10 protein-coding genes and 3 pseudogenes are annotated in these 13,201 nt (G+C 67.9%); 7 read left to right on the plus strand and 6 right to left on the minus strand.

Translation table 11 applies throughout. The annotated features are described in order from the left end of the window. The first annotated feature begins 196 nt into the window (after window positions 1-196). From AB0O67_RS12680 to AB0O67_RS12690, 3 genes are all read left to right on the plus strand, one after another. Window positions 197-931, plus strand: a complete 735-nt coding sequence (locus AB0O67_RS12680; RefSeq protein ID WP_365449096.1) for an NAD(P)H-binding protein — start codon at window positions 197-199, stop codon at window positions 929-931. Between the two features lie 82 nt (window positions 932-1,013). Next, window positions 1,014-1,982 carry an RNA polymerase sigma factor SigJ gene (sigJ, locus tag AB0O67_RS12685; protein ID WP_365449098.1) on the plus strand — a complete coding sequence of 323 codons (969 nt, stop codon included), beginning with the start codon at window positions 1,014-1,016 and terminating at the stop codon, window positions 1,980-1,982. Between the two features lie 222 nt (window positions 1,983-2,204). Beyond that, complete coding sequence (locus AB0O67_RS12690; protein ID WP_365449100.1) at window positions 2,205-2,624, plus strand: hypothetical protein; 420 nt, start codon at window positions 2,205-2,207, stop codon at window positions 2,622-2,624. Window positions 2,625-2,651: 27 nt separating this feature from the next. On the opposite strand, the pseudogene AB0O67_RS12695 reads toward AB0O67_RS12690, so the two are convergent. Next, window positions 2,652-2,888: pseudogene (locus tag AB0O67_RS12695) on the minus strand (GNAT family N-acetyltransferase); the annotation flags it as partial. Window positions 2,889-2,973: 85 nt separating this feature from the next. Here AB0O67_RS12695 and AB0O67_RS12700 point away from each other — a divergent pair. After that, a pseudogene (locus tag AB0O67_RS12700) lies at window positions 2,974-3,090 on the plus strand (VOC family protein); the annotation flags it as partial. Window positions 3,091-3,365: 275 nt separating this feature from the next. On the opposite strand, the gene AB0O67_RS12705 reads toward AB0O67_RS12700, so the two are convergent. From AB0O67_RS12705 to AB0O67_RS12715, 3 genes and pseudogenes are all read right to left on the minus strand, one after another. Next, window positions 3,366-4,145 carry a TIGR03943 family protein gene (locus tag AB0O67_RS12705; protein ID WP_365449102.1) on the minus strand — a complete coding sequence of 260 codons (780 nt, stop codon included), beginning with the start codon at window positions 4,143-4,145 and terminating at the stop codon, window positions 3,366-3,368. Continuing rightward, window positions 4,142-5,188, minus strand: coding sequence for a permease (locus tag AB0O67_RS12710; protein ID WP_365449104.1), 1,047 nt, complete (start codon window positions 5,186-5,188; stop codon window positions 4,142-4,144). Before AB0O67_RS12710 ends, AB0O67_RS12705 begins: the two co-directional genes overlap by 4 nt. A gap of 527 nt (window positions 5,189-5,715) precedes the next feature. Next, window positions 5,716-5,976: pseudogene (locus AB0O67_RS12715) on the minus strand (alpha/beta hydrolase fold domain-containing protein); the annotation flags it as partial. Between the two features lie 128 nt (window positions 5,977-6,104). On the opposite strand from AB0O67_RS12715, the gene AB0O67_RS12720 reads away from it, so the two are divergent. Beyond that, a complete protein-coding gene (locus tag AB0O67_RS12720; protein ID WP_365449106.1) occupies window positions 6,105-6,785 on the plus strand; it encodes a haloacid dehalogenase type II in 681 nt (226 codons plus the stop codon). 285 nt (window positions 6,786-7,070) lie between these two features. Then, entirely contained in the window at window positions 7,071-7,409 is a 339-nt protein-coding gene (locus AB0O67_RS12725) for a hypothetical protein (RefSeq protein ID WP_365449108.1), read from the plus strand. Here the strand turns inward: AB0O67_RS12725 and AB0O67_RS12730 are convergent. Next, window positions 7,389-8,117, minus strand: coding sequence for a GNAT family N-acetyltransferase (locus AB0O67_RS12730; RefSeq protein ID WP_365449110.1), 729 nt, complete (start codon window positions 8,115-8,117; stop codon window positions 7,389-7,391). The two genes, AB0O67_RS12725 and AB0O67_RS12730, sit on opposite strands and share 21 nt — an antisense overlap. 375 nt (window positions 8,118-8,492) lie before the next feature. On the opposite strand from AB0O67_RS12730, the gene AB0O67_RS12735 reads away from it, so the two are divergent. After that, the gene (locus tag AB0O67_RS12735; protein WP_365449111.1) at window positions 8,493-10,217 is read left to right on the plus strand and encodes a VanW family protein; all 1,725 of its coding nucleotides are present in this window, start codon (window positions 8,493-8,495) and stop codon (window positions 10,215-10,217) included. 13 nt (window positions 10,218-10,230) lie between these two features. Here the strand turns inward: AB0O67_RS12735 and AB0O67_RS12740 are convergent, their stop codons facing one another. Next, window positions 10,231-12,984, minus strand: coding sequence for a SpoIIE family protein phosphatase (locus AB0O67_RS12740; protein ID WP_365449113.1), 2,754 nt, complete (start codon window positions 12,982-12,984; stop codon window positions 10,231-10,233). Between the last annotated feature and the right edge of the window lie 217 nt (window positions 12,985-13,201).

Genomic DNA, 13,201 nt, shown 5'->3' on the forward strand with positions numbered 1-13,201 from the left:
ACAGCGGGCGGCAGCGGCCGTCCGCGCTCAGGTGAAGCTTGGTGGTGACCCCGCTCCGTGAGCAGCCCAGTCCCTCACCTTCTGCACACCTCCACCAGGCGGGCGACGAGGCTCTGCTTCGCAGCCTCACATTCTTCCGGCCTGCGTCGTCATGTTGCTGAGGGCATCGACTGGTGCCCCGGAACGGAGTGAGGAAATGAAGGTTTTCATCGCTGGTGGGCGCGGCCGTGTGGGGTCCCCCCTTGCTGACAACCTGGAGGCCAAGGGCATCGAGGTGGTCTCGGGAGGGCTTGAGGACGGGATCGACGTCATCTCGGGCAAGGGGCTCGCCGAGGCTCTCGTCGGAGTCGACACCATCGTGAACGTCCTCAACACCCCCCGCTTTGATGCGGAGGGGGCAATCTCGTTCTTCGAGGGAGCGATCAACAACCTGACTGCGGAGGGAATGCGGGCAGGTGTGCGTCATCACATCGTGCTCTCCATTGTCGGCGTCGGGGAAGGGGACGCATCTGAGATCGGGTACTACCTCGGCAAGGTGGCGCAGGAAAAAGCCGTGCGATCCGCTTCGATCCCCGCCACCATCATTCGGGCCACCCAGTTCCAGAGCTACATTCCTGTCCTCATTGACCAGCACACCGTGGACGCAAAGGTTGTTGCTCCGAGGTCATTCATCCAGCCCGTCGAGCTGGACGAAGTCATCGAGCTGCTCGCCGAGGCTGTCACGACGCTGGAACCGGGAAGTGTAGTCGAGATCGCTGGACCCGACCGGTTCTACCACGACGACCTCTTCCGTGCCACTCTGGCCGATCGCGGAGACAGTCGTGAGGTTGTGACCGTGGACGAACAGGAGCCCCTCGACGCCATGGTCCCGCGCGGCGCGTACCGGACAGGCACCGTGCGATACCCGATTACAGGGATCCCCACCGCCTGAATGCGATAGTGAACGGAGGTAGAAACGCCTGACCGCTAGGCAATAGGTTAGGCGTGCTGCGCGCCAACGGAAAGGGTGCCCCATGCCGGAAGATCTTCCTGCGGAATCCGCGGAGTTCGGAGGAGCCGAGCGGGATGAATCAAGGGATCTCGATTCGGTCATGGCGGAGCGACATCGTCTGCTGTCGCTAGCCTTTCGCATGATGGGCACCCTGGCCGACGCCGAGGACGTCGTACAAGAGACATACGTCAGGTGGTACCGCCTTGAGCCCGAGGAACGCGACAAAATTGCCGTGCCTGCAGCATGGCTGATTCGAGTTGCCAGTCGCATCTCACTCGACCTGCTGGGTTCCGCGCGGGCACGACGGGAGACGTACGTCGGGCAATGGCTACCGGAGCCCGTTCCAGCTGACCTTTTTGCAGACACAGCGAAGGTGCCACTGAACTCCAGTCGTCTCGCTGCTGATCCACTCGAACGTGTCACCCTTGATGATGCCGTCAGCATGGCACTACTGACGGTCCTCGAGGCCATGACCCCAGCGGAGCGAGTGACGTTCGTGCTGCATGACGTGTTCGGTGTCCCGTTTGACGAGATTGCTGGTGTCGTAGGTCGTTCAGCGGCAGCAACAAGACAATTGGCAACGTCCGCACGCCGCCACGTTCGACGAGGAAGACGCGCACAGGTTTCTCCCCGCCAGCACGATGAGGTTGTTCGGGCATTCCGTGATGCAACTGCCGGAGGGGACATCGAGGACCTGCTCCGCGTGTTGGCTCCAGACGTCGAACTACGAGTAGACGGCGGTGGCTTCGTCAATGCCGCGCCTCAGGTCATCCGAGGGTCGGATCACGTAGCCCGGTGGCTCATGGGAGTGATGCGCAAGCAGCCCGCCCTCCGTCTTGAGCGACGCGACACAGCTGACGGTCTCGGATACATTCTTCGAAATGAAGGGCGTCGATACGGAATGGTCACTTTTGAGGTCAGTGATGAATGCGTCACGAACGTGTGGCTAATGCTGAATCCAATGAAGCTAACGAATTGGTCACTCGACTAACTGATCGTTTCAGAAAGCGTTGAGCTGCGGGTTGTGTTCGACGATCTTGGTCAGCATTGTGTCCGGGGTACGTGCTGATCTTGTTCCTGACGACCTAAGGCACTCGCCTGCGGGGTAACGCGACCGTACGGCAGTGTTCCACCAGACCGCATCAGTACGCGCCTCCAGCCCCGCGTTCACATCGGCCACATCGCCAACCTCGAAGCGAGGAAGGATCAAGTCATGATCCGAGGACGCGTCATCGCAGAAAGCCTGCGGACCGGGGCTGACATTCAGTTGGCCGAGCTCAGACTCGTCCGCCTCGGCCGCCACGACGTATCCGCGTCGACACTGCCGGCAGACGAACGCTCCGCTGGCAATGACCAGCACGGTGCCGTCTACGGGCAGCCGTCCACCTGGACATTCATCGACATCGAAGGACCAGACTTCCTCGCCGACGACCTCGCGCAAACCCTGGTGGATGCCCTCGAACCTGACCTTGGCTGGTGGGCGGACTTCACCGTCGCGGACGCTGACCACGTCATCGCGTTCGCCGGACGCTACTTCCGATACCGCATGGGCGATGAAGCGGGCAGAGCCGAAGCAGTCGCCTGGGGGCGAGCTGCTGGAACGCCGGAGCACCAACTCGACTGGGGCCAGTGACCGGTTGCGCACCGGGCGGTCCTCAGCTCATCCGGACGGCGTGACCGAGGACCACACGCCGAACCACTGCTCGGCGCCGTACTCCTCGAACCGCTCGACCTCGGGGAAACACAGCTTCGTCGCGAGGCGCATCGCGCGCTCGGCGGCGGTCTGGGTGCAGAGCACCACCGGCTCGCCGGGAAGCGCGTCGGCGAACCAGTCGCGTGCCGCTGCGCAGGCCTCGGCGGCGTATCCGCACCCCCACCCCTCCGGCAGGAACATGTAGGTCCCACCTCTGGCGAGGCGAACAGCTCGATGAACGCCGCACGTCCCGGGCTTCGGACTCGCGAAGCACGAGCCGCTCGGTCCTGGCGCGACGGTGGTGCAGCCCTTGGAGGCCGCGCAGTGGGCGCAGCTGTACGGCATGCTCACCGACCGCCTCGGCGTCACATGGGTCCTGGACGTCGCCGCTCCGTACAACGGCTGACCCTGCTGGCTCGACAGACATGACCTGGCCGGCCGTGCACCACGCGGCGGACCGAGTCGGGAGGGGGGAACGAACCGCCATGCGCATGCGGCTGCTGGGGCGTACCGGTATCGAGGTCAGCTCCTACCGCCTCGCGGTGCGGTTCGCCGAGCCGCTCGTGCCTGGGGGTTCCGGTGCTGGCCGCGCTGATCGCGGCGCCCGGCGCCTGGACCCGGAGCACCTCAACGTCCTCACCCCGCGAGAGTCTCTTTACGTCGGCGCCGCAGCCCACCCGGTCAGCCGGATGTCCGCTGCCCCTGCCGAAGGGGCAGCGGAAGGGCGTCCATGTACGCGTTCGTCGGCCGTTCAACCTTGGTGACGCTGCGGGCGTCGAGCGCGACCGAAGCGGAACCCGTACCAAGGGTTCCGCCCGCGTGCCAGGTGCCCACGACGGTGACCCACGTGTTGGCCGCCGGGGCCGGAGTCCCGTGGATCCGCACCTTGACCGCCTGCGCGTCGGCCGCGCAGCAGTTGATCAGGAGCCGGGTCAGGTCCCAGCCCTGGCCCTCGTGGGAGGGCGTGACGAATCCCGTCATCTGCACGCTGCGGCCCTTGATGGCCTGTTCGCGATCCTGCTGGACACGACTGGTGAAGTCGCGGAGGGTCAGTGGGAGCGGCGACATCGCCGGCAGCGGATCGAACTCGTTCTGCTCCACGACGGGCTTGGAGGCCTGGCGCGAGGCGGTGTACGCGCCGAGAGCGGGCGGGGCGTAGAAGAGGATGCTCAGCGCCGGGAGGAAGAGCAGCCACGCCGCGCGAGGCACTTGGGAGTGGTCGTGACCGTGACCGTCGTGACCCCGGTGCCAAGGATGCTCACCGACTGGTTCTCCTCTCCCCGCTCTCCGCTGAGACCAGGCGTCCAGCAGGCCGAGCAGGAGCAGCAGTGCTCCCGATGCGATCAGCAGTGGTCGCATCCACTCCTTGACGTATCGCAGGTAAAGGTCGGTGAACAGCGAGAGGTACAGCAGGCTTGTGCCGCTGAGCACGAGCAGCACCGCCTGCAGGGGGCGCTTCACAGCAGAATTCCTCCGATGAGGGCGCTGCACAGGATGGCGACGACCGTTGTGGCGGCCGAGAAGCGGACCGCGAAGGCGCGGCCGAAGGTGCCCGTCTGGAGCGCGATCAGCTTGAGGTCGACCATCGGGCCGACCACCATGAACGTGAGCCGCGCGACGGGCGAGAACCCGGTCAGGGACGCCGCGACGAACGCGTCGGCCTCCGAGCACACCGACAAAAGGATCGCGAGCGCGGCAAGGAAGATGACGGAGAGCCAGGGCGAGCCGGAGAACGCGTCGAGCACCGAACTGGGGACGGCCACGTTGAACGTGGCCGCGGCCATGGCCCCGATGATGACGAAGCCGCCCGCGTGCAGGAAGTCATGCTGGAAGCCGCGCCGGAACTCCGTCCAGCGGCTGTGCCCCGGCCTGTGTCCGGTGTGGCGCACGGCCGGCCGCAACCACTTCTCGCGGCCCAGCGTGAGCCACAGCCAGCCCATCACCGTGGCCGTGACTAGGGAGGCCAGCAACCGGGCGACGACCATGGCCGGGTCGCCGGGAAAGGCGATGGCCGTGGTGGTCAGAACGACAGGGTTGACGGCGGGTGCCGACAACAGGAACGCGAAGGCGGCGGCTGGTGTGACGCCGCGGCCGATCAAACTGTTGGCCACCGGTACCGACGCACATTCGCACCCGGGCAGCACCACCCCGGCGGCTCCCGCCACCGGGACGGCAAGCGCGGGTTTTCGGGGCAACAGCCGACTGAACACCCTCTCCGGCACGAACGCATTGATCGCGCCGGACACGGCCGTACCGAGCAGCAGGAACGGAAACGCCTGCACGGCGACGGAAAGACAGACGGTTCGCCAGGCGTGCACGGCCGGCTCGCTTCCCCACCTGCCCACGAGGAAGAGCACCACCCCGGGAAGCACGGCCGCGCCCAGAAGCAGGAGCGGCCAGAACCGGGGCCAGCCTCGCGCCGGAGCCTCGTCGGCGACCGCAAGGGGCGCGGTGGCAGCCACGGCCCCGTACGACTCCCCGACCCGACCATCTGTCTGCTGCATACGAACTCCGAATGTCTGATGTTCCGAAGGAAAGATAGCGGTCTCCCAGTGCTGGACATCCGCACTCTTCGGCGTTCGTGCAGGTGGTGCTGAGCAGGGCCGTGCCTACGAAGGCGGATGCAGGCGGCAATGTGGCATCGACCCTTGAGGGCGGGCGGAGCCGGATGGGGCGATCGAGGGACAAACCGTCTCGGTGGACTGAGGTGCACGTCGAGCAGGCCAGCCGTCCAGGCGGGTGTGCTCCTCCCGCCGCCCGGGCGGCGTTCGGGCGCTGCCCAGGCAGAACCCCTGTGCCCCGTCACTGACCTGACCGGACCTGCACCACGAGTCCTGGCCCTCGATGGGCCTGCGAGGTCATGGGCGAACGCACCCATCCGCTGAGGTCGACCAGGCCATGGTCGTCCGACCTGACCATCGGGAGTGAAACGCAGGAGGTTGAGCATGACTACGGGGCCTCCCTGGTCCTCCGCCATCAGCTGTGCGAGATCGGCTCCTTGAGGGTCCACGGCCACGGCTTCTCCTTCCGGTCATGGAGAGCAGGGTGCTTCCGGCGTGTGCCGGAAAGAGGCAGAGCAGAAGCCTAGGGGTAGCGCACTGGAGCAACCCCAGAGCACGCCCTCCTCTTCCCACCCCAGAAGTCGAGCCGACAAGATCGCCAAGCCCACGGCGATCCCGTCGCCGTAGTAGCGGGTGCTTGTGGTGGGGACGCCGGCCTGGGTGAGCCTGCGGGCGTAGGCCTCGCCTTCGTCACGCAGTACGTCGTTCTCGTCGTCGATGACGAGTGCGGGTCGTCCGGCTTCGCCACCGGCGCCGCCTGCACGTCGTCCAGGACCCTCCGGGCACCTTCCGGGCCGAGCTCGTACAGAACCGCTGCTGCCCGACAGGCGCGAGCGCGGGTAACGTCGGATCCGTGCCGATGCCTTCCTCACCCCGGGTCGTCGTCTTCGACGTGAACGAGACGCTGAGCGACATGAGCCCGCTGCGTCTCCGCTTCGAGGAGGTCGGCGCGCCGAGCGAGCTGATGCAGACCTGGTTCGCCGGAGTGCTGCGGGACGGCTTCGCGCTGACGGCGGCAGGCGGCTTCGCCGCATTTCCCGACATCGCGGAGGAGGGGCTGCGCGGGCTGCTGGAGGGGTTGCCGGGCTGGTCCGGCGGCGCGGAGGACGCGGCTCGGTACATCCTCGCGGGCTTCGGCACGCTCGACGTACACCCGGAAGTTCCACCTTGCGTACGAACGCTTCGGGCGCGTGGCCTGCGGCTGATCACCATGACCAACGGCACGGCGGCCACCACCGAACGCCTGCTGGCCCGGGCCGGCCTGCTGGACTGCTTCGACGCCCTGCTCGACGTCCAGGGACCCGGCGCCTGGAAACCCGCTCGTAGTGCCTACCACTACGCCGTCGGTCGAGCCGGCTTTGCCGTGACGGAGGCCCTCATGGTCGCGGTGCATCCCTGGGACATCGACGGCGCCCGCCGTGCCGGGCTCAATGCGGCCTGGCTGCGCCGTGGTGCCGGGCACTATCCCGCGACGATGACGCCGCCGTCGCTGGCCGCCGACGACCTCACCGCGCTCACCACCATGCTGACAGAGGTGTGACGCGGCCGAACCGCTGGCCGGCCAGGTGCCGGGTCACGTGTCCCGGAGGCAGCCGCGCGGCAGCGGCACCGCCTTCATCTTCGTCGCCACGTCCGGATCTGGGGACCTGGAACCCGGCACCACACAACGGGCACAACTGCGCACGCGTATCGGAGACATCGCCTGGAGCGCCTCGTGTGTCGTCCTGTTGTTCTCGGGCATTCGAAGCAGCGTCGGCGCGGCCCTGGGCCTGCGCGCCGCGGCGGCCCGGCGCAGGACGCGGACGCAGAGCGCGCACGATCAGCCATGGAGAGACTCAACACGTTCCTCACCAAGCACCTATGGCTCCAGATCGTCCTGTCGATTCGCTGCGCCAGCGCAGTGATCCTGCTGATCAGTCCGGGCAACTCCGCGAGGGCGGTACTGCTGCGGGTCGCCGTCATGTCGGTCGTTGGCGTACTCATGCTTGTCATCCTGCGGTGCAAGGAGAAGCGTGCCGCCAGCGGTTCAACGGCCGTCACGTCCAGACCGCGTCAGACAACCGGCTTCGCGCTCTTCGTCGGCTGGCTCATCGTCAACGGCAACCTGCAGAATCGACGCCTGCAACGTACGCGGCAAGCCGGGTCAGTGTGCCGGGATTCGTAGGAGTCGGTATGCGGCGACCGTGGTGAATCCCATGCGGGCGTATACGGAGGCACCCGGACCGCTGGCCTGGAGCGTGCCGATGCGCACTCCGCGGGCTCCGGCCTTCTTCAATGCCGTCGCCGTGAGGACGGCACCGATGCCCTGTCGGCGATGAGCTTCGAGGGTGGTCACCACATAGACACCTGCCACTCCGTGGGCGACATACAGGAGAGCGGTGCCCACGGCTTGGCCGTCGAGCCGAGCGATGAGCTGTGCCTCGGCCAGCCCGCTGCGGTAGTAGCTGAGGCTGTCGTCCAGCCTGTCGCTCGCTCCCCAACCGAGCCAGTAGTCCCTGCAGTTGGCCAGCTGCGGCGTCAGATCCGTTTGGTAGTTCACCGTCACCGGGTTCACCTGTCCTCTCGTGCACTCGTGCACTCGTGCACTCGTGCACGTGTCGCGCGCCTTCTTGGGTGTCCTGCACGTCGCCTCGTCGGCGACCGGCCACCGATTGCCTTCCGCGGGTGTCAACGTCACCCCGTGGACGCCGGGCCGGGCCGCGATGGGTCCGCGGGCGCCGCCCGGGGTGGGCTCCTCCGCCGGCCCTGGCCACCGCTCCACCCTCTCGTCCGGCACGGAAGTCAGGGCCGCGGCGGATGCTGTCACCGCGCCCGGTGCACCGCGCACGGCCAGTTCCTGAGCTGCGGTGATGATCTCTGGTGGTGTGGTCATGATGCGGCCCCTTGAAGGAGAGTCCCCGAACGTAAGAGTACGGCTCTAACGAAAAGAGTGGCGCTATGATTCCCTGAGCCCGACAGGAGCATCTCGCCGTCGCTCAGGCGCCGCTGAACGCAGCGATGAGAAACATCACTACGGCCAGCCCCTGCGGCCGGGGCAGGGCGGCCCTGAGTGGCGGCCTTTGCGGGCGGAGAGCCGGGCGGCTGTGCATGCGAATGCCGTTGTTTTCGGGATCAGACCACCGACCCCGAACGCCCGTGGTGACCTGGGGTACACCCTTTTGAACCTTGTTGTGCGTAACCTGGCTGACTGCCCTCGCACACGACGCCACAGCTTCGGGGCACGTCACACCGATCGTTCAGGAGACCCATGCACCCCCGGATAGCCTCCCTCCCTCCCGCCGCCCTGGCGGGCGGTGCGCTGACCGTCGGCATCGGCGGTCTGTATCTCGCCGGGCTGCTGCTCACCGGCGGTGAGATCGAGGCGGGCACGACGGTGCGCGGCGTGGACATCGGCGGCCTGACCCGCGCGGAAGCCACCACCAAGCTGGAGCAGCACTTGGCCGCGACCGACCCGCAGAGGCTGGCGGTGAAGGTCGGCGACCGCAAGGGCGCGGTCGACCCGCGGCAGGCGGGGCTTACCTTCGACATCCGGGCAACCCTGGATCGGGCGGCTTTCACCGGCGCTGACCCGATCAGTGTGGTCGGCGGGCTCTTCCGCTCGGGGGGCGACGTCGAGCCGGTCGTACAGGTCGACGAGGACAAGGCCCGTGCCGCTCTCGGGAAGCTGGCGACAACGCTCGACCGGACGGTCCGCGACGGCGCCGTCTCCTTCTACAACGGCCGTGTCGAGCAGATCGCGCCGCGCACCGGATACGCGCTGGACGTGGACGCAGCGGTCGGGGCCCTGCGCGCCCCCTTCCAGCGCGGCGCGGCGGACTCGGTCACGGTGCTGCCCGCTCGCGAGGCAAAGCCGAAGGTCACGGCGGAAGAGGTGCGCAGGGCGGTGCGCGAGTTCGCGCAGCCGGCGATGTCGGCTCCGGTCACGCTCACAGTGCGTGACAAGCGCTTCACGATCACCCCGGCCGTGCTGGGCGAGCACCTGACGATGCGGGCGGACGACGCCGGTAGGCTCACGCCGAACCTCGACAGCAGGAGCCTGCGCGCCACACCCGCGGTGGCCGGCGCCCTTGACGACCTCCCCGCCACGCCCGAGAACGCCCGGTTGAGAGGCGTAGGCGACAAGGTCGTGGTGGCCGCCGACGCCCGCCCCGGCGCAGAGGTCACCGACAAGGCCCTGAGCAAGGCCGTCCTGCCCCTGCTCACCAGGTCGGGCGCTGCCCGCACCGGCGAGGTGGGAACACGGCAGATCCAGCCCGAGGTGACCCGTGAGAACGCGGCGCGACTGGGACTGACGGAGTCGATGTCCTCCTTCACCGTCAACTTCGAACCGGCCGCCTACCGCACGAAGAACATCGGCCGCGCCGTGGAACTCATCAACGGCTCAGTCGTCATGCCGAACGAGACCTGGAGCTTCAACCGCACCGTCGGCGAACGCACCGCGGCCAACGGCTTCGTCGAGGGCATCATGATCCTCAACGACCAGTACACCAAGGCGCCCGGAGGCGGTGTCTCCTCCGTGGCCACCACGGTCTTCAACGCGATGTTCTTCGCCGGCCTCAAGCCCGTCGAGCACGGCGCCCACTCCTTCTACATCGAGCGCTACCCCGAGGGCCGCGAGGCGACGGTGGCCTGGGGCAGCCTCGACCTGAGGTTCGCCAACGACTCCGGCAACGCCATCTACCTCCAGGCCGAGTCCACCGACACCTCGGTGACCGTCACCGTCCTCGGCACGAAGAGGTATGACGAGGTCACGTCGGTCAAGGGACCGCGCACCAACGTGCAGCAGCCCGCCAGGAAGGTGAGCAACGACGAGGAGTGCGTGCCGCAGACTCCGCTCGAGGGCTTCGACGTCACCGTGGAGCGAGTCTTCCGCGACGACGGCCGGGAAGTGAGTCGGGAACCGTTCCGCACGCACTACGCCCCTCGTGACGAGATCGTCTGCGAGGCGGCGCCTGAGAAGCGTCAGCCCTGAGGCCGAGATCCCGTCAGAGTGAGGCGTCGGGGGGCGGACCCCGCTTGACACCGATCGCATCGCTTTCCCTGCTCGTCACGTCGTCTTCCGTGTCGAACAGATCAAGCAGCGAGGCGTTGTCCTGGTTCGTGTCCGGCAGGGTCTGCTGCGCCCAGATGATCTTGCCGTCGGCCGAATAGCGGGTGCCCCAGCGTTCGGCGACCTTGGCGACAAGGAAGAGCCCGCGGCCTCCCTCGTCCGTCGTGGCCGCGTACCGCAGATGCGGCGAAGTGCTGCTCCCGTCGGCCACCTCGCAGGTCAGGCCCTGATCCTTCAGAAGCCGGACCCGGATCGCCCCGGAGCCGTGGCGTAGGGCGTTGGTGACCAGTTCGCTCAGGACGAGCTCCGTGCTGAAGGCCAGCTCGGGCAGGCCCCACTCCTCCAGCTTCGCGACGGCGGACGCGCGCAACCCCGCCACCGCGCTCGGATCGCGCGGCACGTCCCACTCGGCCACACGGTCGGGTCCCAGTACCCGGGTGCGGGCGATGAGCAGAGCCACATCGTCCTTGGGCCTGGCGGACAGCAGTGCGCTCAGCACCGCCCGGCAGCTCTCCTCCGGCGGACGCCCGGGGTGTGTCAGGGCGCGACGCAGCTGCTCGATACCGACGTCGATGTCTCGGCTGCGGTCCTCGATCAGCCCGTCCGTGTAGAAGACGAGCTGGCTGCCCTCTTCGAGCTCCAGCTCGGCGGCCTCGAAAGGCAAGGCGCCGAGTCCCAGCGGAGGCCCGGCCGGGAGATCGGGGAACTCGACAGTGCCGTCCGGGCGGACCAGGGCGGGCGGCACATGCCCGGCACGGGCCATGGCACAGCGCCTCGAGACCGGGTCGTAGATCGCGTAGAGACAGGTCGCGCCCGTCGTCGCCTGCCCGCCGTCCGAATCCGACTCGTCCTGGTCGATGGCCCCGATCAGATCGTCGAGATGGCCGAGAATCTCATCGGGCGGCAGGTCGAGCGTGGAGAAGTTGTGCACCGCGGTGCGCAGTCGCCCCATCGTCGCCGCGGCGTGCAGACCGTGACCGACGACATCGCCGACCACCAGCGCCACCCGGCTTCCCGGCAGCGGGATCACATCGAACCAGTCGCCGCCCACACCTGACTGCGCCGGCAGATATCGGTGTGCCACCTCCACGGCGCTCTGGTCCGGAAGCGCACGAGGAAGGAGGCTGCGTTGGAGCGTCACGGCCAGGGCATGCTCGCGCGTGTAGCGGCGCGCGTTGTCCACGGCCACGGCGGCACGGGCGACCAGTTCCTCGGCCAGCGAGAGATCCTCTTCCTCGAAGGAGCCCGGCTTCTCCGAGCGCCAGAAATTGGCCACGCCAAGGATGGTGCCCCGGGCCTGGAGCGGCACCGTGATGAGCGAGTGGATGCCGTATTCGATGATCTGCTTGGTCCGCTCCGGGTCCTGCGCCTGCCAGCCCGGCGCCTGGGACAGATCGCCCACCACCTCCGCCCGTCCACTGCCGAGCCCTCGAGCCTGCGGTGTCGACGGCACGAAATTGATCAGCCTCTCCCGCGGATAGAGCGGGTGATCGTCACGGATGCCGCTCACGGCAGTGCGCCGCATGCCCATCGCGACGTTCGACTCCTCCCCCTGCAGCACGGGGTCGGCGAGATCGACGGTCACGAAGTCGGCGAAGCGTGGGACCGCGACATCGGCCAGCTCCTGGGCCGTACGCCTCACGTCGAGTGTGGTGCCGATACCGACGCCGGCGTCGTACAGCAGCTTGAGCCGTGTACGGGCGACCTCCGCTCGGCCGGTCAGCGCATCGAGCTCGGTGGAGTCACGGATCGTGGCCACGGTGCCCATCGGCCCGCCCGGCGCGTGGGTCGGGCGCTGGTTGACCACCAGCAGTCTGTCCCCGGCGAATCGGACCTCGTCCGTCGCCGCATTGCCGGAGGCCAGCAGACGGGCCGTGTCGGCATCCAGACCGGGCAGATCGGCCACGTACTGTCCCTCACTGTCGGGACCCAGATCCAGCAGCCGCCTGGCCTCGTCGTTGGCGAGCAGTAGCCGGCCGTCGCCCCCGACAATGACGACACCCTCGCGTACGGCGTGCAGAACCGCGTCGTGGTGCTCGTACATACGTGTCATCTCGGCGGGGCCGAGCCCATGAGTCTGCCGTTTGAGCCGTCTGGTCGCCAGTGCCGTCCAGGTGGTGGCCAGGGCGAGCGCCAGGGCGCCCGTGCCCAGGATGACCGGCAGCTGCTGGTACACCGCGCCGGTGACGTTCTCGACGGTGAGGCCGGCTGCTACCAGGGCCACGACGGAACCGTCGGGCGCGGTCACCGGGACCACCGCCTGCACCTCTTGACCGAGGGGACCGTCGACGCTCTCGACGAGGACCTTGCCGGCCAGCGACGGTCCGATCGTGCCCACGAAAGGCTGGCCGATCCGGTCCGGCTGCGGATGGGTGTAGCGGATCCCGTTGGTGTCCATCACGACGATGAAGTCGACGCCGGCGCGTTCACGGGTTTCCTCGGCGATGAGCTGAAGCACCCGGGCCGGGTGGGGCGACTCCAGCGCCTCCATGAGACCGGGAGAGTGCGCAAAGGTTTCCGCCACCGCGACCGAACGGGCCCTGGCCTCCCGGTCCGCCTCGTAGCGGGACTGCATCACGAGCGCCACGATCGCCCCGCACACGAGCAGGACCACGACCACGGCCTGAAGGATGAAAGCCTGCCCGGCGACGCTCCTGGGACGTTTGTCGGAGCGTGGTTGAACCGACACACCCCGGAAGAGGGCGAAACGCCTGATCACTCCGTCCTTTCTAGCACCGCTGGGCCGATCGGGCGATACCGGAGTGACAGGAGGCTCGGGACCTGGGCGTGCCCGCGGGGCCTCGTAGCGGACGGCGAGCTCGCCGTATCACGTGGCGACCGCTCGGTGGCGCTCGAGGCGGTCGACGCCGCGTTCGACCGGGTGGCGTTCGCGGTGGTCGCGCCTG

The organism is Streptomyces sp. NPDC086077 (assembly GCF_040686175.1).
GTDB lineage: Bacteria > Actinomycetota > Actinomycetes > Streptomycetales > Streptomycetaceae > Streptomyces.